General features: G+C 35.8%; 25 protein-coding genes. 7 read left to right on the top strand and 18 right to left on the bottom strand.

Translation table 11 applies throughout. The annotated features are described in order from the left end of the window. Both ABJQ32_10895 and ABJQ32_10890 read left to right on the top strand, forming a co-directional pair. A complete protein-coding gene (locus tag ABJQ32_10895; protein ID MEP5290151.1) occupies positions 1 to 966 on the top strand; it encodes a glycosyltransferase in 966 nt (321 codons plus the stop codon). Positions 967 to 981: 15 nt separating this feature from the next. Then, complete coding sequence (locus tag ABJQ32_10890; protein ID MEP5290150.1) at positions 982 to 1,389, top strand: DUF2721 domain-containing protein; 408 nt, start codon at positions 982 to 984, stop codon at positions 1,387 to 1,389. Between the two features lie 24 nt (positions 1,390 to 1,413). On the opposite strand, the gene ABJQ32_10885 is transcribed toward ABJQ32_10890, so the two are convergent. After that, a complete protein-coding gene (locus tag ABJQ32_10885) occupies positions 1,414 to 1,749 on the bottom strand; it encodes a MotA/TolQ/ExbB proton channel family protein (protein MEP5290149.1) in 336 nt (111 codons plus the stop codon). Positions 1,750 to 1,885: 136 nt separating this feature from the next. On the opposite strand from ABJQ32_10885, the gene ABJQ32_10880 reads away from it, so the two are divergent. Then, entirely contained in the window at positions 1,886 to 2,644 is a 759-nt protein-coding gene (locus tag ABJQ32_10880) for a LytTR family DNA-binding domain-containing protein (protein ID MEP5290148.1), read from the top strand. Here ABJQ32_10880 and ABJQ32_10875 read toward each other — a convergent pair. Genes ABJQ32_10875 through ABJQ32_10850 form a run of 6 tightly spaced genes read right to left on the bottom strand, consistent with a single transcriptional unit; the run spans position 2,634 to position 6,612 of the window. Beyond that, the gene (locus ABJQ32_10875; GenBank protein MEP5290147.1) at positions 2,634 to 3,494 is read right to left on the bottom strand and encodes a hypothetical protein; all 861 of its coding nucleotides are present in this window, start codon (positions 3,492 to 3,494) and stop codon (positions 2,634 to 2,636) included. The two genes, ABJQ32_10880 and ABJQ32_10875, sit on opposite strands and share 11 nt — an antisense overlap. Next, positions 3,491 to 4,432, bottom strand: a complete 942-nt coding sequence (locus ABJQ32_10870) for a carbon-nitrogen hydrolase family protein (GenBank protein ID MEP5290146.1) — start codon at positions 4,430 to 4,432, stop codon at positions 3,491 to 3,493. Before ABJQ32_10870 ends, ABJQ32_10875 begins: the two co-directional genes overlap by 4 nt. Next, positions 4,429 to 4,836, bottom strand: a complete 408-nt coding sequence (locus ABJQ32_10865; protein MEP5290145.1) for an OsmC family protein — start codon at positions 4,834 to 4,836, stop codon at positions 4,429 to 4,431. Before ABJQ32_10865 ends, ABJQ32_10870 begins: the two co-directional genes overlap by 4 nt. 14 nt (positions 4,837 to 4,850) lie before the next feature. After that, entirely contained in the window at positions 4,851 to 5,573 is a 723-nt protein-coding gene (locus ABJQ32_10860) for a hypothetical protein (GenBank protein MEP5290144.1), read from the bottom strand. Positions 5,574 to 5,586: 13 nt separating this feature from the next. Continuing rightward, the gene (locus ABJQ32_10855) at positions 5,587 to 6,072 is read right to left on the bottom strand and encodes a peptide-methionine (S)-S-oxide reductase (protein ID MEP5290143.1); all 486 of its coding nucleotides are present in this window, start codon (positions 6,070 to 6,072) and stop codon (positions 5,587 to 5,589) included. Between the two features lie 24 nt (positions 6,073 to 6,096). Then, positions 6,097 to 6,612, bottom strand: a complete 516-nt coding sequence (locus ABJQ32_10850) for a DUF1905 domain-containing protein (protein ID MEP5290142.1) — start codon at positions 6,610 to 6,612, stop codon at positions 6,097 to 6,099. Positions 6,613 to 6,674: 62 nt separating this feature from the next. Here ABJQ32_10850 and ABJQ32_10845 point away from each other — a divergent pair, with 62 nt between their 5' ends. Then, positions 6,675 to 7,028, top strand: a complete 354-nt coding sequence (locus ABJQ32_10845; protein ID MEP5290141.1) for a BlaI/MecI/CopY family transcriptional regulator — start codon at positions 6,675 to 6,677, stop codon at positions 7,026 to 7,028. Next, positions 7,025 to 8,815, top strand: a complete 1,791-nt coding sequence (locus ABJQ32_10840) for a M56 family metallopeptidase (protein ID MEP5290140.1) — start codon at positions 7,025 to 7,027, stop codon at positions 8,813 to 8,815. Before ABJQ32_10845 ends, ABJQ32_10840 begins: the two co-directional genes overlap by 4 nt. Positions 8,816 to 8,821: 6 nt before the next feature. Here ABJQ32_10840 and ABJQ32_10835 read toward each other — a convergent pair whose 3' ends face one another. From ABJQ32_10835 to ABJQ32_10815, 5 genes are all read right to left on the bottom strand, one after another. Then, positions 8,822 to 9,526 carry a hypothetical protein gene (locus tag ABJQ32_10835; protein MEP5290139.1) on the bottom strand — a complete coding sequence of 235 codons (705 nt, stop codon included), beginning with the start codon at positions 9,524 to 9,526 and terminating at the stop codon, positions 8,822 to 8,824. A gap of 30 nt (positions 9,527 to 9,556) precedes the next feature. Next, positions 9,557 to 10,183 carry a hemolysin III family protein gene (locus ABJQ32_10830; GenBank protein MEP5290138.1) on the bottom strand — a complete coding sequence of 209 codons (627 nt, stop codon included), beginning with the start codon at positions 10,181 to 10,183 and terminating at the stop codon, positions 9,557 to 9,559. A 25-nt stretch (positions 10,184 to 10,208) separates the two neighbouring features. Next, positions 10,209 to 10,916 carry a DUF6090 family protein gene (locus ABJQ32_10825; GenBank protein MEP5290137.1) on the bottom strand — a complete coding sequence of 236 codons (708 nt, stop codon included), beginning with the start codon at positions 10,914 to 10,916 and terminating at the stop codon, positions 10,209 to 10,211. A gap of 171 nt (positions 10,917 to 11,087) precedes the next feature. Beyond that, entirely contained in the window at positions 11,088 to 12,026 is a 939-nt protein-coding gene (locus ABJQ32_10820) for an alpha/beta hydrolase (GenBank protein ID MEP5290136.1), read from the bottom strand. Positions 12,027 to 12,426: 400 nt separating this feature from the next. Then, positions 12,427 to 13,587, bottom strand: a complete 1,161-nt coding sequence (locus tag ABJQ32_10815) for an S-adenosylmethionine:tRNA ribosyltransferase-isomerase (GenBank protein MEP5290135.1) — start codon at positions 13,585 to 13,587, stop codon at positions 12,427 to 12,429. On the opposite strand from ABJQ32_10815, the gene menC reads away from it, so the two are divergent. Beyond that, the gene (menC, locus tag ABJQ32_10810) at positions 13,586 to 14,650 is read left to right on the top strand and encodes an o-succinylbenzoate synthase (protein ID MEP5290134.1); all 1,065 of its coding nucleotides are present in this window, start codon (positions 13,586 to 13,588) and stop codon (positions 14,648 to 14,650) included. The two genes, ABJQ32_10815 and menC, sit on opposite strands and share 2 nt — an antisense overlap. Here menC and ABJQ32_10805 read toward each other — a convergent pair. The 6 genes from ABJQ32_10805 to ABJQ32_10780 all read right to left on the bottom strand — a co-directional run bounded on the left by ABJQ32_10805 (position 14,622) and on the right by ABJQ32_10780 (position 18,149). Continuing rightward, positions 14,622 to 15,128 carry a hypothetical protein gene (locus tag ABJQ32_10805; GenBank protein ID MEP5290133.1) on the bottom strand — a complete coding sequence of 169 codons (507 nt, stop codon included), beginning with the start codon at positions 15,126 to 15,128 and terminating at the stop codon, positions 14,622 to 14,624. The two genes, menC and ABJQ32_10805, sit on opposite strands and share 29 nt — an antisense overlap. Position 15,129: 1 nt before the next feature. Then, entirely contained in the window at positions 15,130 to 15,408 is a 279-nt protein-coding gene (locus ABJQ32_10800) for a hypothetical protein (protein ID MEP5290132.1), read from the bottom strand. After that, complete coding sequence (locus ABJQ32_10795; GenBank protein ID MEP5290131.1) at positions 15,395 to 15,922, bottom strand: RNA polymerase sigma factor; 528 nt, start codon at positions 15,920 to 15,922, stop codon at positions 15,395 to 15,397. Before ABJQ32_10795 ends, ABJQ32_10800 begins: the two co-directional genes overlap by 14 nt. Before the next feature lie 112 nt (positions 15,923 to 16,034). Further along, the gene (locus ABJQ32_10790) at positions 16,035 to 17,204 is read right to left on the bottom strand and encodes a cation:proton antiporter (GenBank protein MEP5290130.1); all 1,170 of its coding nucleotides are present in this window, start codon (positions 17,202 to 17,204) and stop codon (positions 16,035 to 16,037) included. Between the two features lie 18 nt (positions 17,205 to 17,222). After that, positions 17,223 to 17,672 (bottom strand): GNAT family N-acetyltransferase, encoded by a 450-nt coding sequence (locus ABJQ32_10785; protein ID MEP5290129.1) that lies wholly within the window; start codon positions 17,670 to 17,672, stop codon positions 17,223 to 17,225. A 180-nt stretch (positions 17,673 to 17,852) separates the two neighbouring features. Then, a complete protein-coding gene (locus tag ABJQ32_10780; GenBank protein MEP5290128.1) occupies positions 17,853 to 18,149 on the bottom strand; it encodes a hypothetical protein in 297 nt (98 codons plus the stop codon). Positions 18,150 to 18,295: 146 nt separating this feature from the next. On the opposite strand from ABJQ32_10780, the gene ABJQ32_10775 reads away from it, so the two are divergent. Further along, complete coding sequence (locus ABJQ32_10775) at positions 18,296 to 19,687, top strand: sensor histidine kinase (GenBank protein MEP5290127.1); 1,392 nt, start codon at positions 18,296 to 18,298, stop codon at positions 19,685 to 19,687. Positions 19,688 to 19,789: the final 102 nt, after the last annotated feature.

Genomic DNA, 19,789 nt, shown 5'->3' with positions numbered 1-19,789 from the left:
ATGCCTGAATATTCTATTATTATACCTGTTTACAATCGACCTGAGGAGGTTGATGAACTTCTAAATAGTCTTACATTTCAGACATTCACTGATTTTGAAGTCTTGATTGTTGAAGATGGTTCTAATATCAAATGTGAAGAAATTGTTTCAAACTACTCGAACAGGCTAGACATCACATATTTTTATAAGAAAAATTCTGGGCAAGGGTTTAGTCGGAATTATGGGTTTGAGAGAGCGAAAGGAAATTGGCTGATTGTGTTTGACTCAGATTGTCTTATTCCAGAGAGTTACTTAAAAATAGTTGATGATAATATAAAAAAACATCAAATAGATGCTTTTGGGGGGCCTGACAGAGCTCATGAAAGCTTTACTTCTGTGCAGAAAGCTATAAGTTATTCAATGACTTCCCTATTTACCACCGGAGGTATACGCGGCAATAAAAAACATGTGGGAAAGTTTCATCCTAGAAGTTTTAATATGGGTATTAGTAAAGAGGTTTACAAGAAAACTCAGGGATACCAATTGCCCAGAAAGGGAGAAGATATAGAGTTTAGTATTCGGATAATTAAAAATGGATTCAAAACAAGTCTTATTGAAGATGCTTACGTATATCATAAACGAAGGACAAGTTTTAGTCAATTTTTCAAACAGTTACATTTTTTCGGAACGGCAAGAATTAATGTTTATCGTTTTTATAAAGAAGAGTTGAAATTGATTCATTTTTTCCCAAGCATATTCTTCATTGGACTATTTCTTACATTCTCCTGTCTTTTTCTGTTTTTTGATATAGCAATATGGGGACTTGCTATTTATGGACTCTATTTCTTTTCTGTATTTATAGATTCTTCAATAAGAATTGGAAGTATAAAAATTGGCTTCTTTTCCATAGTTGCTGCATTTATTCAACTTTCAGCATATGGATTAGGTTTAATCAAAGAGGGATTGATCTATTTGAGAAAAGGTTGAACCTTATCTTTGAATATGCAAATTGATTTAACGACTCCAGCATTACTCTTTCCTGCTATCTCGCTTTTATTATTGGCTTATACGAATCGATTTTTAGCTATTGCTACTTTAATCCGTCAATTACACAAAAGCTATATTAATGACCCAAAGAGTTTACTTGAAGGACAGCTAAAGAATTTACGAAAAAGACTTTTCTTGATTAAAGCAATGCAACTCTTTGGTGTTATAAGCCTATTGCTTTGTGTCTTAGCTATGTTTTTTATCTACTCTAAAGCAAATGAATGGGGAAGTGTAATATTTGGTATTTCACTCATCCTTCTCATTTTATCTTTACTTATATCTATTCGTGAAATTCAACTATCTACAAAAGCACTAGACTTGGAGTTAAGCGATATGGAGCTAGGTAGGAAATTGAAATTTTAAGCCGGAACTGAATCCGGCTGTTGTCTATTTTTTGTTTTTTAGGACTATGTATATAATGAGGGAGACTAGGTAAATTATCAGACCATACATAGTTGTAATCATTGATACCTTAAAGCCTCCAGCGAGCATAGCAGGTGTTACAGATCCCATTTCTTGAATTGCCTCAAATGCTGAAAACAAACCAATCAATTGTCCAAGAACTCCTGTAATTGCGGATAGTAATCCAATAGATTTTATCGTTTCAAGCTTTGTATTCTCTTTACTTAAAAAACTTTGAAAGGCGAAGAACATAACAAACACAAACTCGATGGTCAGGATACTCATGAATAGAATACCGCCCATTTGAAATAACTCAATCATAATTATTTTTTTTAAATTAAACATATGAGCAAAGCACGGGCTCATTGTCATTTATTAAAAGGTAGAATCCATACATAAGACTGTCGTTTGTCTACAAGAGATTCAAAATTTATCAATTTAGCTCATATTAGAGTTCATGAATATTAGCAAACTGGTCATTTTCTGGGGATTCGTATGGGTCTTTTTAACACTATTTTTTAGAGCTTCATTGGAAAGCATAACTGTTGCTTTTTGTTTTGTTAGCTTTCTAATGCCAGTTGCAATAGCAACTTCGCTTTTCTTTAATCATCTATTAACTCCAAAATATCTTCTGACTGGAAGGAGAATGAAATTCATTCTTTATTTCACTTATATGCTAATTGTATCGATCTACTTTGAGCTTTTAGTAATGGTTCTAGCTTTTGTGATTCTTGGCGATTATCAGATTTCGAATCTAGGGAAGGTTGCTGGAGATATTTACTTACTAACAGTTATTCTGTACCTGATTGTGTTTGCCGAAGGAATTGTTTTGACAGTGAAGAAATTGAATGAAAAAAATACTGAAGTAGAAGTCATGAAAGTAAAATTAGAAAAAGAGAATCAGGATAGTATTATGCTAAAGGTTGATAGAAAGAAAAAAGTAGTTCTCCTACTAGATATTCGTTATATAGAGAGTCTAAGTGATTATGTGAAAGTTCATGTTTTATCCGAAGTGTTGGTGACGAAGGAAAAGATATCTTCTCTCGAAGAGAAATTATCAGGCAGTTTTATTCGAATTCATCGCTCATTTTTGGTGAACAAAGTACATGTTGATTCACATTCAAGAGATACTGTCTTTATTCATAACCATGAACTACCAGTAGGTAGAAAGTACAAACAGAATGTTATTGAACAACTTGAATCTTCTACTGTCTGAAGAATTTTATTGACCCTAGTTGAAATGAGTTTCTTGTTTCCAAGGAAAAGTTGTAATTCTCACCTTTCAGGATGATTTTATGACCATTGGAAAAGCTGAAAATTTCAGTATCGAACCCGCCTGAATGAATTGAAATGATATAGAATTCTTTTTTTTGAGGGCTATACCCAAAATATTCCTCCTTTTCGTTCCCTCTTTCCAGTTTTAAAACATTTGCTTGGAATAATTCTGTTTCCCAAAGATCCCCCTTTTCGCTTTTGAAGCTCCCAGAAAGAGCATTTAAAACAGTACTAATATCTTCTTCTTCGTTTTTTGAATAGATTTTAGTGCTTGCAACTATGGCTGTCTCTAGTTTTTCCTTTACAACTTCAGCATAGTTGATAAGACTATCATTAAGAAATTCTGGAAATGAAAAGTATAAAAAAGATGTGCTACTTCCTTTTCGATTATTAATAGTCTTGTTAATAGACTCCTGGAATTCAAAAGTTCGTATCTCAAGCATTTTTCCTTTTACGATTCTACCACGTGAATCCTTAATTTCAGATATTGTTAAATTCCGTGGATTAATATCCTCAATATTGAACCTTCGTACGGTATAGTTTTTGTCCTTAATATTTGCTGTATTCGGTTTATCACTTGAAATGTGCTTTATGGTAACTTCTTTTTTTTCATTTACATAGAATGTATTCTTCCACCACTTAGCGTTTACTTCATCATAATAAATGTAGTTTAACTTACTGTCTAGCCAATCTATTGCTGCATTAAAATTGACGTCATCTTCACTTGATGATTGACTATGACAGAATAACGGAGTTATAAATACTAAAAAAATGATAATCCTGAGGGTCATTTAATTACTGCCTGACGCTCTTTATTCACATTTAAGCTAAGAACATCGGGTCTTGAGTAGTGCCCTGAAGGATCAAAATTCTGTCTTTCTTCTCTTACTTTTTTGTGATCTATTTCTGCGATTAAGAGTTTTTCACCTTGAGTATATGGTTCAATAACCCAACTCCCATCAGGAGCTACGAGACAAGAACCTCCATTCGCCAAAATACTGGTAGTTTTTTGTTTCATAATATCAGCATGAGGAAAATCTACAGGAATATCTTCTGGTTTGAAAACACCTGAAACACCAATCACATATGATCGAGATTCCATTGCTATGGTAGGGAGTAGTTGCTCAGTATTCACCTTATTTCCGGGCCATACCGATACATGGAGGTCTTCGCCTTGTGCGTACATTGCTGCACGAGCCATTGGCATCCAATTTTCCCAACAGTTCAAACCACCTACTCTGAATGGGGGTAAAGCGTGAGTCACTAGACCATTACCATCTCCTGGACTCCAAGAGAGTCGTTCTTCGAAAGTTGGCATCAATTTTCTATGAGCTGATTTTACGTCACCAGATTTATCGATATAGACTATCGTGCAGTACAAACTATGTCCTCCGCGATCTGAAGGCTTCTCTATAATCCCAAGGTAAATTGCAATGCTTTTTTCTTTGGCTACTTTGCATAGCGGTTCTAGATGTCCATTTTCTATACTAACCGCCTGATCCATATAATGAGCGTGAATCTCTTTATGTATAGGGGAATTAAATTCTGACCCATTCATTTTGTCTAACCAAAATGGATATCCAGGAAGTAAAGCTTCTCCAAAAGTGACTAAGTCAGAACCATTGTCTGCAGCTTGAATGGTATAATCAATTACTTTTTCTAATGTCTTCTCACGATTTAGCCATACAGGAGCTATTTGCGCAAGTGCTACTTTTAATGTGTTTTTCATGACGGTCTAATTATTTCGAATGAATGGGTTTGCTCTGCACTGAGAGATCCTGCTACAGAACAATATTTTGTGGTGGAAAGGTCAACAATTCTTTCAGCTTCTTCATCAGTCAAATCTGGAGAAGTTATGGTGTAGTGTAGATTGATTTTAGTAAAACCTCGTGGGTGTTCTTCTCTTCGGTCTCCTTCGGCTGACCCTTTAAGATCAATAAATGTTTTTCTTCTTTTTTTGATCATGGATACTATATCCACTGCTGCACAAGCTACCAATGCTGATAGTAATAGCTGAGTGGGGGATTGATGTTGTTTTTGATCTGCAGGAAACATATCTATATCAACTTTATTGCCTGTGTCATTAGTAGTCTCAAACTCCTCGTCTCCTTTGTATGATAATTCAACTTTCATATCTCAATATTCATTCATTGTTCAACCTTCCAAGCAAGTGTATCGTGATGCTCGGCAAGTAGCGAACGTAGGTAACTTCCTACATAGTTCACTCCTTCGAAACCTGCTTCTTTCGCGGCTTTATCTTCCTTTTCGAATGAGACTTCCGGACCCGCAAAGTCATGCAAGTTTTCGTAAAATCCAATGGTAAAATTATCCCAACTTGGACCAAAAACTCTTGTGAAAATAAAATTAGGCCTATGTTCTATGCCAGCATAGAATTGGTTTTCGGCAAGTCTTTGCTCAAGGAGCTCTTCTTGTTTTCCAGCTAATGCTGTAAATATTTCTATATGAAAAAGGTTATATTTTTCAGAAGCATCAATGAAGGCGTTGGCTGGAGGACCATTGACTATTGCTTCCTCTTGAAATGATACAATATCGTAAAACTCATCACCATAAGGTTTCTCGAGCGTCTCTGATTGTCCTTTCCTTGTATTTTGTGCTGTTGAAAAGTAGTTCTCTACTTTGTTGATTGGGTAGATAAGCATTAGATCCCAGTGATCCCCCTGACTGTGCCTGAGTAGATAAGGTTTGTTATCTAAATATGATTCATAATTACTAATGTCCTGATTTATCAGGTCAATAAGATTTAGTAATTCACCAGGTTTGGCACGTAATAGGGTGACTTTGTACAATTGGTCCTGAGCAAATACAGAGAACGAGAATAGTACAACGAGTAGAAATATTGTTTTTTTCATGTATCGAAGTTAATCATTGGGTTAGGTTGCTAAACTCTTTCATTAGCATATTCACTTTTGGAGAAATATACGTTTGACAAAAAGGTTTCTCCGGATTTTTTTGATAATAATCTTGATATCTTTCTTCAGAGGATTTGAATGCTCTAAACATCAGAGTTTTAGTAACAATAGGACTATCAAAATCTGCACAATATCTCATGATCACTTTTCTGGATTCGTCTTTATCTAATTGATTGAAGGCATATACAGCAGATCTATATTTTCCCCTCATTGAATGATCGAAGATACAAGCATGAGTATGAAGGTGGATTTTGATCAAATTATCCAGATCGACTTCAATTGATTCGTATTCAACTATGATAGCTTCAGAGAATGATTCATATGGAATGTCTGATGCTATCCAACCTTGATTAATGTTAATTACACCTTTAACAATACTGAATACCCCTTCTGTACACCAATGGCAACCGCCTCTGAAACCAATTTTCTTTACATTCATTTCTAAACAAACAAATGTAAGTTCTTACTTACGATTATTGTATTCCTTGATAAGGATATTGAGTCGTTTGAAATCCAGCTGACCTTGAGATTCCTTGAGGTGTTGCATAATTGCTAATCCTTTAGCCAGTTGACTATCTACATTTTTGACTTTCCCTACTAGATGAATGAGTGTACGCTGCTTGCCTTTGGTAAGTGCATGAAAATACAGGCACCCTTCCTTATCCTGATCTAGTAAAACTTGGAAAGACTCTGGCATTGGCATTCCATACTCAGACCTGTCCTTCTCAAGTGTTACATCTACTTCATCACCTTCTACTAGTTCATGTTTTTTCATGAAGTCCTTTTTCACATAAATACTATACACATCTCCTTTTGACATCAATGCACTATAAATTGGAGTACTTTTATTAATAACACAAATCACTCTTCGATCGTCACCTTCAATGAACTTGTCCCCTATTGGTTTGGGAACGGCTAGGTAGTAACTCCATAAATCATATTCGAATTTGAGAATAGAAGCTTTAAAACGGTTATTCATACATTAATTTTAATAAAACTGATTTTTTAGTTATAAAACTGATTTTTCAGTTATATTTAGCTATGGAACGATTGACAAAGGCTGAAGAGCCTATTATGAAGATTATCTGGGAGAAGGGCGAAGTTTTTGTGAAAGAAATAGTAGAGCATCTTCCAAAAGGCACACCATATAATACAGTGTCATCATTGGTGAGAATCCTTGAAGCCAAAGGAATGGTGGGGCACAAAGCTTATGGTAGAACTCATCAGTATTTTCCTGTTGTAACACGAAGTGTATATCGTAAACAAATCTTAAAGGGCATGGTCTTGGAATATTTTGATGGATCCTACAAAGGTTTGCTATCTCAAATGTTAGAAGATGAGGATGTTTCTGAAAAGGATGTCAGTGAATTGAAAACTTTAATTAACAAGCTATGAGTTCTTTAATAACCTTTTATCTGGAAATGCTTTTTGTGTCCTTATTTTTTTGGCTGATTCATCTTCTTTTAAGGAAACATACAGGTCCAGCTTTTAGAAGATTCTATCTATTAGGTTGGTTGTTGTTTTCTGTATTATTTCCATTGACCTCTATTCAAACTCGACGTGCTCCCGATATGAATTTAGGTACGTTAGTAAGTGAATCGATTGGGACTGCAGAACCTAATAATGAAGATCTTATAAATGATATATTGATAGGTAAAGAATTCGAAGAGTCCAATATTCAACCTATTCTAAATAATAATTCTTCTAATGTAATTGAGTGGACTTCTATATTCTTTATAATATATATCGCGATTTCTTTCTTTTTCATGATGAGAATCCTTCTTGGGCTATTTCAAATCTTTAGCATAAGAAGGAATGCTATTTCGTCTCTAGAGCAGGGCATCCGTATTTATGAAGTGCCAGATAAATCATTTAAAGGTGCTTCATTTTTTAATTGGATTTTTATAGGAAGCTCCATCTATGAGGGTAGGAGGATTATTTTTAAACATGAATTAGCTCATAGCGAACTTATTCACAGTTTTGATATTTTAATCAGTCAAATTTACAGTGCTCTTTTCTGGCTCAATCCTTTTGCCTGGATATTGAGAAGAATTATTGGAATTAATACTGAATTAGAGGTTGATGCTAAACTTCTTCAGACTGAAGAAAGAGCCAGTTACGCAAATACCCTTTTGTCACTGTCGCAAAGAACCAAACCAGCCCTTATGAATCATTTTAGTGCTCATCACTTAAAGTCTAGAATTGTCGCATTAACAAGCCCGACTAAGCATAAAAATTGGACATTGCTTTTTTCCATTGTTTCTACAATTATTTTGTTTTTCACTGTGAGTTGCGAGAAAATTTCTTCGTCTGAAATGCTATTGAATGAACGGATGATTGATGTGAGAAAAATTACTACACGATTTACAAGTCATCAAATAGATACTCAGCAAAAAACAGGCAAAGTTGTATCAATTGCATCTTATCATCCAGATGGAACACTTGATGAATTTGTAGAACAAACTACCTATCCCTATGATCGAAAATATGAGATAAAGAGAGAGTTTTGGCAAGTCCCAAATAAAAATTTGTTGCCACATATAATGGATGGACTTTCCTTAGGGAAAGCTGAAAACAATTTTTTGTATGGTCATGACTGGCCTGCTGCTTATGCAAGGAATTTGAAGAATAAGCCTCAATCAGGAGATTTTTGGCGAGATATTGTTGAAGTGGATAATGATGATTTGCCCAATCAAATATTGAGAAAAATGGAGTTGGTAAATCCAGATAAATTTATTGAGTTGGGTTCTCCAGAAAGGACTGAATACTTTGAGTACCAAGATCGAAAGCTGATGAAGATCTTTTCAAAAACTGAATACGCCATAGATGAAAATGGGAATAAAACCAGGATAACATTACGATTAGGTGCGGAAAAAAGTCTAACTGATGATCAAAAGGAAATACAGTCTCGAATGAAAAAAAAGTCTGAAATAAAAAGACTCTCAGCATCTTATGAGTATGATCAGGATTTATTAACGAGGGTTGTTTTAGGGGATTATGAGCGTAGGTTTTATTATGAAAATAGTTTGCTAACCAAGTCAGAGTACTTTAAAGATGGAGAGGTGCTAAACACCCGAATTCATTACTATGATGACGGTTTGAAGGATCGAACAGAAATTTTGAATAGATATTCAGAGCGAGAGTACACTATCCACTATGAGTATGAATTTTGGGAAGAGTGATACAAACTATTCTTTCAGGTACGACCTGAGCATAGCAAGTAATTCTGCATTGGTAGACACATATCCTTCAGACCGGCTAATTAGATATTCCTGAATTTTACCATAACGGTAAACTTTCCTGAAATTTTCCGGTTTTTGAAGAATGCTTTTTACTTCATTATAGTCTAATGGTAAATCATCCCAACCAGCTTCTTTCATTATGATTGCTGGGTCGGTGTTTATGGTGTTCATATTCTCTTTAAATCTTTGTTCCTCTATATCTCGCAAGATTTTCACATTAGGCTGAGTGAACGTATAATAATTTTGGATTTGGTAGAGAAGATCTGGGTTAGAAATATACTGTAATAGACCCAGTTGATTCATGGACTGAAAAGAACTGTTCTGAGGAACGTATAGTATGAAACTTCTTGATTTGTGATAAAAGTATTCCATACTATCGGTAGAGGAATTTGGATTAAGTACCACATCTAGTAGATTACGAAGATTTTCAAGGGTTTGACTCGAGCTTTCCTGTTGGTAATGAAATTGGACAGAATCGTCTTCCAACTCACTGATTACATTCTGCAGTGATCTTCTTACTTGCTCTTGTGTATTTGAGCGCTCTTTCCAATTATTCAATGTGAAGGCTCCCAAAATCCCAATGGTAATCACTAAAATCTCCAAAAGATATTCAGGCCATTTCTCAAAGAAAGTTTGAAAGATTTTTTTCATGGGCTTTGATTATTCAACTCGGTGTAATCCTTATAAGACATGAAGATAAATCATCATAAAATGACTAGCGCTACCACCAAGTACACAAAAGTGGAAAACTGCATGATTGAAGGGAATTGATTTTATACTATACAGAACTGCGCCCAAAGTGTAGAATACTCCTCCGGCTAATAACCATAGGAGACCCTCGGTATTCATAGTGCTAAGCAGAGGCTTAATTGCGAAAATAGCAATCCAACCCATGGCTATATACATTATAGTAGAGAGCCGATCATACTTACCAGTGAAGAATAGTTTAAGAACTACTCCGAATATGCCTACGCTCCAAATCACATAAAATAGAAGTTGCCCAACACTTTCTGACAATGTAATTAGACAAACGGGGGTGTAAGTCCCGGCTATCAAGATATAGATTGCTGCATGATCCATGATCCTTAACCTCGCTCTGAGTTTGCTTTCTTTTGCAGCATGATAAAGGGTGGAAGCACTGTAAAGTAAAATCAGGCTCATGCCAAAAACAATCGTTGATATATATTCAATAAATGAATCAGCCTCTATTACCATCATCATTAAGGCTGCAATACTGGCAATGATTCCAAAGCCATGAGAAAGTACATTAAGTCGTTCTTCGGGTGCGGAATAGTGAGCTTCTGACATTGATCAGCAAGTTGTGGAAATTATTTTATAATTCGTCCTTAGCTATTTTTAAAAGCAATTCTTCAGCTTGCCTTTTAAGATATCCAATATGTTTTTTACTAGATCTAAACCCATCTTCTGCTTGATCTATGAGGGCTTCTATGTCTTTGATTTCTCGTGAATATGTACTTAAAAGCCATGGATACTTTTGAGTGTTTATGACTTGACCATCCCAAATATCCTCTTGAAGGACCCAGTAATCGTTGTAATTTGGTTGGATCATTTTACTCCTAATTTGTTGATTATCTCGCTCAATATATGTACTCCATTTATTTACATCTCGATAATATTTGATAACCTGAGTCCTGAGTTCTTTATCCTTCATGGAGTAAAGACGTCCGGTATTTAACATTTCGTCATAGGTGGTGGTATTCGATTCTACAAGAAAGAAATTGATCTGATGGATAGATATGATGCCTAAGCGCTCATCCAAGCTCTTTTGACTTTTAATAAGATTAAGAGTAGAATCACATAGGTGAATTCGCTCGCTAATACGAAAATCTAGAAAATCGTAACGATTAATATCATCTTTCAAATCTTCTGATAGACGAACGATTGATAGTTCTTCTATTCTATCCAGCTTGGATTGGTTGTTCGAATTGTTCAGTAATACTGCGATCAATATACCCACCACTACCAACAATATTTCTCCCAACGCATATAGTAAGTAAGAGGTAAACCTATTCTTTTTCATTAATTCGTGCCTTACTCGCCTTAGAAGTAACATTATCTAAATTTTGCTTACAATATCGTTAAAACGATGGAATCAATAAAAATGTAATGATTTTCGTGGCTTAGAAAATGAGGAAATCGTAAAAGTTCAGTCAACTTATAAAGCTGGCTTAGAAATCACCTTACTAAAATCTCATTTAAAAGCGTTGATATCATTTTTTTCTATAAAATTTTTGAGAAGGGCTTTGAATTCAGTTTTGTTGCTGATTACATCCATGACATGGATGTTTCCCCACTCAGTGTGATGAAATTCCGAGGATGCATTTAGATTCCTTGCGATGTTGACAGATTGTTGGGAGTTGGTTTTGGGGTCTGCTTTTGAATGGATAAGGAAAACAGGCTCGTCAATATCTTTAGATTTTTCCATGGGATTTGCTTCTTTATAATTGATGTCAGCTCGCATATTCACCCAAAACATTACTGCTGGCGCAACTCCATTTACCCATGATCCATAGTCGTCAATAGCTCTCTCAAAAATGGCTGTATACCAATCCTGAAAAGGTGAGTCAGCAATGATGAAAGCAGGATTTAGATCTTCTGAGCCAGCAATAAGTGCAGCACCCGCTCCCCAGGAACTACCTAACCATGCTATTTGATTCCAGGAGTAATTTTTATTTTGGATAGCCCAAGCTGTAACAGATATTAGGTCTTTAGCTTCCATGATCCCACCTGTAGGGTATTGACCACCACTATCCCCATGTGCACGATGGTCATACATGATGATATTGCACCCACAGTCATCGACTACTGGGTAATATTTGAGCATGTTTTGCCAGCTACGTGCCCAACCATGTGAGAATATAAACAAGCATGATGATGAATCACTTACCGCAAAATATTTACCTCTAATTTGAATGTTATCAATACTTTCAACGCTAAAGTCGGAGGGAGGAGGCAGTAGTGCGACCATTTCTTCATAGTTCGTGCCCCAATACTTATTGATATCATCTAGTGTCTTCTGAAATGAGCTATTTGTCTTTAAAACACGGTTGGAAAGCATATAGGATAAACCGATATAAGCCACAGCCATCAATGTGATGATTATGAATGAAAGTCGTTTTATAAACAGCATTGTGGAGTCATTTAGGAAACGAAAATAATCAAAATCTTATTCGGTATTGTAAATAAAAAAAGCGCCCGAAGGCGCTTCAAATAAATGTTTAACGGTAAAGTAGTGTGGTGATCAGAGCGATCTCAGCTTATCAATAATGCTAATATTAAGACAAGAAGGAAAAATTTTCCAGCTAGCTCAATATGAATACGCTGTATAGATAAACTTTTAATTAATTGACTCATAGCTTAAGTAGTAGTTGTCATACAAAGCAAGGGATATCTTTGTCGGAAATCAATACCCACAATTGGGTATTTTTAATACTTTCGACCAATATGGAATCAAGTGCTACGAGTCCTTGATAATTGTATTTAAAAGAGAAAGTTTATGATAGAGATAAGAATGATTCTTACTAGTCACATTATCGTAGCAGTAAAGAGCTATCACCATAGCTTAAAAATCGATAATTGTTATTAAGCGCATCATCATAGACTTTACGCCAGTCTTCCCCAATAAAAGAGGCCACTAATAGTATAAGTGTTGATCCAGGTAAATGATAATTAGTTACAAGCCCTTCGCAGATTTTAAAGTCATAACCAGGGTATATAAATATTTCAGTTTGCCCACCTATTTTCTCAACATCCAAACTATTCATGTGCTTGAGCACGGCACTCAAAGCTTCAATTTTTTCTGCTGGTTCATAAGAGTATGGATCACTTTTGTCTATGAAAAACTCCTTAGCGCCATTCAATAGTTTAACTCCGTACCAATATAGGCTTTCCATTGTGCGCATGGAGGTGGTGCCAACTGCAATCACTTTTTTTGCCCTTATGATATTTTCCAGATTGGATTTACTTATCCAGACCTGTTCATTATGCATAGGATGCTCGGCTATGTCATTACTTTTTATAGGCTGAAAAGTACCGGCGGATACATGAAGGGTGAGGTAGTCTGTGTCTATCTCTTTTTTAATAATCGATTCTATGATCTCATTCGTGAAATGTAATCCAGCTGTTGGAGCAGCTACCGCTCCCTTCATTTTGGAATAAACGGTTTGATATCTATCCGGATCACTCTCATTTACATCCCTATCAATGTATGGTGGAAGGGGAATTTTCCCTATCTCAGTAAGAATATCCGAAAAAGTGAACGAATTTGCCCATTCAAAACACACCTCATTTTGACCTTTTCTGGTTGCCTTTAGCTTCAGCTCATGGAGGCATAACTCGCTACCTATTTTCCATTTTTTTGCATTTCCAATCATACATTTCCACATGCAGGACTTACATGAGTTCATGACTTCTTCATGAACCTGTGACGGTAGCAGAGGTTCGAGTAAAAAAATTTCAATTCTGGCACCACTTTCTTTATGCATAATAATTCGTGCAGGAATGACTTTGGTATCATTAAAAACTAATAATGAACCTTTAGGAATCAGGTCTATAATGTCCTTAAATTCGTGGTGTGAGATGCTTCCCTTGTTATAACAAAGAAGCTTAGATCCACCCCTGTGTGCGGGTGGGTGTTTAGCAATCCGTTCGTCAGGGAGTTCGTATAAAAAATCTTCTAATTTTAGATTCATGTTAAGCCTCGAAGTTAAGCCGTATGTTCTTGATTTTAAATTCTCAGCTCGAACCAGCCGTGGTTCCATGGAGAATCGTAAGGTTTGGTTTTTGAAGGTGTATGATCAAGAAGGAAATAAGGGTATAGGCGAAGTAGCACCGATTGGTCGATTAAGCCCGGAAGATGTAGAAGAAGTTCCGGATTTGCTCCAAGCCCTTATAGAGGCTGTGAAAAACAGAAACGCACCTAAGACAGAGGAAGAGGCTTTTGCTCTGGCAACAGATCTTGTTTCAGATCAATATCCTAGCGTTCGTTTTGGACTAGAGGTGGCATTCCTGGACTTTGTCAATGGTGGAAGCAAATACATTTTTAGAAAAGACCTTCAGAAACTAAAAATACCAATCAATGGACTTGTATGGATGGGGGACAAAAATTTTATGCAAGAACAGGTAGCTGAAAAACTAGAAGCAGGTTTTAACTGTATAAAACTAAAAGTTGGAGCACTAGATTTTGAAAGTGAATTGGAGGTCATCAAGTCACTAAGAAAGATTTCTGATGATTTAATTATTCGATTGGATGCAAATGGAGCATTTCATACGAATGAGGTTCTTTTTAAACTTAGAGACTTAAGTAAGTATAACATTCACTCGATAGAGCAACCCATAATGCCCATGCAGCCAGAGGCAATGGAATTGATTTGCAACCGGAGTGAGATCCCAATAGCGCTTGATGAGGAACTTATTGGAATTAATTCTTCGAGAGATCGAGTAGATTTATTGCAAGAGTTAAAGCCTCATTATCTAGTATTAAAACCTACTTTACACGGAGGCTTTTCTTCAGTGAAAGAGTGGATTGATTTGGCGGAGATGCATGGAATTGAATGGTGGATTACTTCGTATCTGGAGTCTAATTTAGGGCTAAATGCCATTGCTCAATTTGCAAGTCTATATCCGAAAAATGAAGAACATCACGGACTTGGGACAGGAAGTATTTATCATAACAATATCACCTCTCCCATTCTGATTGATCAAGGATTCTTTTCATATGCAAAATCTAGTGTTTGGGGGGATGTGGAGGCCTAGTGTTATCTCTATCCATCGGGATACGTTCGTATTCTGGAGCACCCGTAGCTTCTCGAAAAATTCTCCCGAAACTTCTTTGTTGCTCTGGGCTTGATATTTTCATAACTTCTGAAAAGAACCTGTATAGCTCGAGTTCTTTTTTCTTTACAATAGCAGCTAGGTCATCTAGTATGATATTCACACGCTCGTCATCTTGTTCAAGCATTGACATGTTTAACTCACGTTTCAATTCGCGATATTTTCCTTGGAATTTATGTTGGTTGGAGCGATGAGTTTCTGCAATTTTTATAAAAGCATCTGCTGTTTGATTATCATACCCCATTTCGACAATAATAAAATTGTTAATCTCTTCAATGGAGGGTAGTTCTCTTTTATTAGGCGCGGCTTGACTATTCCATAGTAGGATTAATAATCCTCCATTTAGTAGAACCATAATGATGACGGCTATGACTATTAGGCGAGCGGTAAGTGTTTTCATTTCATATATTTCCCCTTAGGTTGTATTCCTTGGCTATTGATTGCAGCATCAAATCCTTTTTTTCATTGCTTTTTATCATAAGGGCTCCATTTATGATTGCCAGAGTTATCATAGCTGCCAATGCTAATTTGGCTCGATTGATCCATCGGATTTGATCCTCTGAAAAAATCATCTTAGACGTAAGAACGTCTACGAAATTAACAGGAGCCTCAATCTTCTCTAGTCTATCAAGACTACTGAGTGTGAGTTCAACTTCTCTTTCAATGTCAAATGGTTTCATAGTAGTGAGTGAGTAATTTCTGCAAATTTTTCTTAGCTCTGAAAAGAAGAGATTCTATTGAACTAATACTTTTCTCCATGACTTTACTTATTTCCTCATAAGAAAGTTGCTCAATCTTGGATAGAGTGAAAGCAACCTTTTGTGGATCTGGTAATTTTTCAATGGCTTCAAAAAGGATGGTTGCTCGTTCCTGATCTTCTAATGCTACTCCAGGGTGGAAAAAGTCAGCGGCTTTATTTTGTATTACTTCATCTGAAATGTCAGATAGTTGTCCAGCTCGTTTTTGTCTGCTTTTCTTTCTGATTTCTTCCAAGCACTTGTTGGTAGAAATTCGATAAATCCATGTGCTAAGTTTAGATTCACCTTTAAACTTTGCTATGTTCTGATACACATGTATAAAAACTTCCTGAGCCATATCCTGGGCCTCCTCGGCATTTTTCATAAAGCCTAGACACGTGTTGTATACACGGTCTTGATTTTCAAATACGATTTCCCGAAAGTCTGATTCGTTCACTTGAGCCTAGATAGTTGACAAAGCAAAAGTATCGTCTCAATTCCCTGAATACAGATTTAGGGGGTTAGCATTTGGATGCTGTTCCTAAAAAAAACTTGCGCAGCTGAGAGAATTATTTTTGACTACTTAGCAACCTCTGGGTGAGCAAAACCCAAAAGGGACTTATGAAAATAGTAATTGCAATTACGATGATGGTGATCTGATAGGTATAATTTGTAATGATATTTTGTTGAAGACCTATGGTGGCTAATACAAAGCTGAATTCTCCAACCTGAGCTAAGAATGATCCTCCTAGAATGCTTTCTTTCCAGGTGTTCCCTAACAAGCGTAAAGAAATTGTATTGATTCCATGATTAGAAATGTAAATGATCAAGACTAAAAAACTGATGGCTAAAAGGTGTTCTTTTAGAAAAGAGAGATCAATAAGCATTCCTACTGATATGAAGAAGATTGAAATCAATACCACCCGAAAAGAATGTAAACTATCATGAAGCCATTTGTTGGAACTCGATGCATTGATTAGTATTCCAGATACAAGAGCTCCTAAACTAGCCGAAAGCTCAAAGAGAGAAGTGAGCAATGCCATTCCAAAGCAAGCAATAAGACCTGCGAAAATTTGTAGTTCATGATCCTCGCTAAGAATTTTTTCAAAAGGAAGTTTGATTTTCTGCTTCTTTAGTAGATAAATGAGTATGGCTATAATGAGAATGCCGCCAATGATTTGTAGTGATAGTTGCTTTACATCAAGCGATCCACCACCAAGAATCGTTAGTACAATAATCATAGGAACAATCAGAATGTCTTGAGTTAATAGTATACTTATTACATTTTGACTTGTTTTGCTATCTGGGTGGGTTTGATCTTGAATAAGTTTGATGACAACTGCTGAACTACTGATGGAGATAATGAATCCAAGAAGTATTATTCTGTTTAAAGACCAGTCAAGAAAGCTACCTAGCAAGAACATGAGCAAAAGGCTGAAAATGACCTGCATGCCTGTCCCGAAAAAAGCCACTTTCCATCTTTTTAGAAAATCCGGAAGTGATATCTCCATTCCAATGAAAAACATTAGGATGATGAGGCCTATCTCTCCTAGATGCTGCGCAACTTCCAAGTCTGTTACAACTTCAAACCCATGAGGGCCTAGGATTACTCCTGATAGTATGTAGGCAATAATATATGGTTGCTTGAATCTCTTCAGCAGTAATCCAAGAACAACGATGACTAAACTAATAATTAGTAGAATATTAACTTCAGAGGCAAGTGCGCTTAATAGGTTCACGAGTCAAAAGTAGTTGATTTAGAAGTGCATTTTCATCCCTTGATGGGAGGATTTAAATCCTAATTTCTCATAGAATCTTAATGCATCAGGTCTCTGCTTGTCTGTGGTGAGTTGAAGTAGATGCGCGCCTTGATTTTTTGCATGCGCAATCATCCAAAGGAATAGTTCTTCCCCGAGACCTGAGCCTCTTTTATCTATTCGTACTCTTACAGCTTCAATTTGTGCTCTTATCCCTCCCTGATATGTTAAATATTGAATGAAACTAAGTTGGGCGGTCCCAATTATGCCACTTTCATCTTCCGCAACTATCAGATTTTGATTGGTGTCTTGACTTATAAGATCAAAAGCTGCGAAATATTTTTCAGGCAAGGGGATTCTATAATCCTCTCTTTTTTGTCCCAATTCATCATCTGATAACATAGCTACAATGGACGGGACATCTTTTTTTGTTGCCTTTCTGATAATCATTAGAATATGCTATATCGAAACATTATTGTTTAATTCGGTAGGCAATTCTTAATGCTTGTGATAAATCTTGAGCCACTATTTCCATCCACTTTCAAGTTTTATAAACTTAAGTAGTCTATATAGACATGTTTAAGTTGGTTTGATCAACCTCTCAAACGATACAAGTATATTGAAGTTTACCTACTGGAGTAAATCAAACTCTCCTAATTGCTCTTCATTATCATAAAGAGTTTTGTTGTTTTCACTTAGATCGTCGTAGGTAGCCTTGTTTTCGTCGATAAAATCCTGATAGTCGGCTTTTGACATCCACTTATCAATAAGTATGTATGTCGTTCCATCTGCTCCTTTCATGAGCTCATTGCCTAAGTAATCATCACAGGACTCAAAAAACTTGAACCAGCGACCATTACGGCCATATTCTTCTTCAAATTTTGCTTGATTGGAAGATACTTTGTACTTCCATGCTAAACAGTACATTGACATAGATTGATCTTTTGAGGTTAGCTAAAGATATAAAAATATGTAGATATGTCCTGCAGTAGTCGAAAATATACGATGGGTTTTTGGCTATTATTGAGTTGCTTCCTTAATTGCCTACGTCAATCCAGTTATTTAAATAATATATGCAGGAGCAAATTGAATTGTTGGAAATAGGAAGCATTGCAATTTTTGCGGCCTACAATATTGTTTTATTTCTTCAAGTCAGGAGAAGATATTATTTATATCTAAGCTTGATCTGTTTTGTAATATTCATGCGAGCGACATTAGTTGATGATGGCTCAATGATATTTTACACATTTTTCCCTAACATTTCTCTTACCATGGGTAGAAAAATTGAGTTCTTCTGCGGTTATGCAGGAGTCCCAATAATGCTTCTTTTCTTTAACAGTCTATACACTTTTCAAATTTTTAGAAAATTTGTCAATGCGTTTCTTGTCGTGACTGGTGGTTTTATTCTATTCGTTCTCCTCACTCCTTACAAAATTTTCTATCATACACTGGATATTTATAATATCATTATTCTTCTTTCATATGTGCTTGTCTTCGCGATTCTGGGTAAAGCAGTAAAAAAGCATCAGACAGGATCTTTGTATGTCCTTATGGGGGCAGCCTTTTGTTTCCTTTTTGTGATGGCTGAATTACTTAAGGTATCTGGTGTGGTTTTTATAGATGCTGGACCAAATCTTGTTAATTCTGGATTTATCGTGTTCTTGTTTTTCCAATCAATTGCTTTATCTGAAATTTTTGCCAAATCGTTTAAAGAAAATCAGGAGCTGAATAAGAATCTTGAAAAGCGAGTAGAAGAAAAGACGTCTCAGTTATCAAGATCTAACCTATTGAGAGAGACATTGATACGTATAATTAGTCATGATTTGAGAGGCCCTCTTGGAAATTTAAAAAGCATTGTTTCCTTATTCCAGTCTGAGCAAATAGGTATTGATAAGGCCAAAGAATTTATGGCAAATGTGGATTCAGGTGTGGATCATTCTATTCAGATGCTTGATGAGCTAATAGAGTGGGGGCATGCTGCCTCTCAGAATAAAAAGATCGAACAAGAAGAAATTAAAGTGGAAGAAATTTTAGTGCCTGCAATAGGTCAAATGCGGCATCACATTGACACAAAGGAGATATCATTAAGTTTTACTGGAAAGACAGATGGTGTTTGCCTTTTTGATAAAAATGCAATTAAAGTAGTTGTCCGAAATCTTCTTTCGAATGCTGTTAAGTTCACAGAAAAGGGTGGAACTATTGATATCGAAGTTTTTGAAAATGGAAAGTTTCTTGAGGTGAGTTTTAGGGATAATGGAATAGGCATTCCTGCTTCTATGAAAGAAAATTTATTTCAAATGAAAAAGGATAATAAGCGCCCGGGTACAGATAATGAGAAAAGCTCTGGTGTTGGTTTGTTTATTTGCAAAGACTTGATTGAACAAAACGGAGGTTCCATAAATTCTACAGATAACCCAGAAGGTAAGGGTACTGTATTCAACCTCACAATTCAGAAAGCCTCATAGCTTGTTTAAAGTTGAGCTAGAGCCAATTTTTAAAGGTGATTAGTCATGATTTTAAGCAGGTAAGTATTTTACTTACTTAAAAATAGATATTTGATCCTCGGT

The organism is Marinobacter alexandrii (assembly GCA_039984955.1).
GTDB lineage: Bacteria > Bacteroidota > Bacteroidia > Cytophagales > Cyclobacteriaceae > Ekhidna.
Note: the sequence above shows the minus strand (reverse complement) of the source record. Positions and strands in the feature narration are given on the sequence as shown.

What these genes read in the sequence shown, in the direction of transcription:
- ABJQ32_10895 (MEP5290151.1), top strand. Translation starts at nt 1, where the DNA reads ATGCCTGAATATTCTATTATTATACCTGTTTACAATCGACCTGAGGAG.
- ABJQ32_10890 (MEP5290150.1), top strand. Translation starts at nt 982, where the DNA reads ATGCAAATTGATTTAACGACTCCAGCATTACTCTTTCCTGCTATCTCG.
- ABJQ32_10885 (MEP5290149.1), bottom strand. Translation starts at nt 1,749, where the DNA reads ATGATTGAGTTATTTCAAATGGGCGGTATTCTATTCATGAGTATCCTG.
- ABJQ32_10880 (MEP5290148.1), top strand. Translation starts at nt 1,886, where the DNA reads ATGAATATTAGCAAACTGGTCATTTTCTGGGGATTCGTATGGGTCTTT.
- ABJQ32_10875 (MEP5290147.1), bottom strand. Translation starts at nt 3,494, where the DNA reads ATGACCCTCAGGATTATCATTTTTTTAGTATTTATAACTCCGTTATTC.
- ABJQ32_10870 (MEP5290146.1), bottom strand. Translation starts at nt 4,432, where the DNA reads ATGAAAAACACATTAAAAGTAGCACTTGCGCAAATAGCTCCTGTATGG.
- ABJQ32_10865 (MEP5290145.1), bottom strand. Translation starts at nt 4,836, where the DNA reads ATGAAAGTTGAATTATCATACAAAGGAGACGAGGAGTTTGAGACTACT.
- ABJQ32_10860 (MEP5290144.1), bottom strand. Translation starts at nt 5,573, where the DNA reads ATGAAAAAAACAATATTTCTACTCGTTGTACTATTCTCGTTCTCTGTA.
- ABJQ32_10855 (MEP5290143.1), bottom strand. Translation starts at nt 6,072, where the DNA reads ATGAATGTAAAGAAAATTGGTTTCAGAGGCGGTTGCCATTGGTGTACA.
- ABJQ32_10850 (MEP5290142.1), bottom strand. Translation starts at nt 6,612, where the DNA reads ATGAATAACCGTTTTAAAGCTTCTATTCTCAAATTCGAATATGATTTA.
- ABJQ32_10845 (MEP5290141.1), top strand. Translation starts at nt 6,675, where the DNA reads ATGGAACGATTGACAAAGGCTGAAGAGCCTATTATGAAGATTATCTGG.
- ABJQ32_10840 (MEP5290140.1), top strand. Translation starts at nt 7,025, where the DNA reads ATGAGTTCTTTAATAACCTTTTATCTGGAAATGCTTTTTGTGTCCTTA.
- ABJQ32_10835 (MEP5290139.1), bottom strand. Translation starts at nt 9,526, where the DNA reads ATGAAAAAAATCTTTCAAACTTTCTTTGAGAAATGGCCTGAATATCTT.
- ABJQ32_10830 (MEP5290138.1), bottom strand. Translation starts at nt 10,183, where the DNA reads ATGTCAGAAGCTCACTATTCCGCACCCGAAGAACGACTTAATGTACTT.
- ABJQ32_10825 (MEP5290137.1), bottom strand. Translation starts at nt 10,916, where the DNA reads ATGAAAAAGAATAGGTTTACCTCTTACTTACTATATGCGTTGGGAGAA.
- ABJQ32_10820 (MEP5290136.1), bottom strand. Translation starts at nt 12,026, where the DNA reads ATGCTGTTTATAAAACGACTTTCATTCATAATCATCACATTGATGGCT.
- menC (MEP5290134.1), top strand. Translation starts at nt 13,586, where the DNA reads ATGTTAAGCCTCGAAGTTAAGCCGTATGTTCTTGATTTTAAATTCTCA.
- ABJQ32_10815 (MEP5290135.1), bottom strand. Translation starts at nt 13,587, where the DNA reads ATGAATCTAAAATTAGAAGATTTTTTATACGAACTCCCTGACGAACGG.
- ABJQ32_10805 (MEP5290133.1), bottom strand. Translation starts at nt 15,128, where the DNA reads ATGAAAACACTTACCGCTCGCCTAATAGTCATAGCCGTCATCATTATG.
- ABJQ32_10800 (MEP5290132.1), bottom strand. Translation starts at nt 15,408, where the DNA reads ATGAAACCATTTGACATTGAAAGAGAAGTTGAACTCACACTCAGTAGT.
- ABJQ32_10785 (MEP5290129.1), bottom strand. Translation starts at nt 17,672, where the DNA reads ATGATTATCAGAAAGGCAACAAAAAAAGATGTCCCGTCCATTGTAGCT.
- ABJQ32_10780 (MEP5290128.1), bottom strand. Translation starts at nt 18,149, where the DNA reads ATGTACTGTTTAGCATGGAAGTACAAAGTATCTTCCAATCAAGCAAAA.
- ABJQ32_10775 (MEP5290127.1), top strand. Translation starts at nt 18,296, where the DNA reads ATGCAGGAGCAAATTGAATTGTTGGAAATAGGAAGCATTGCAATTTTT.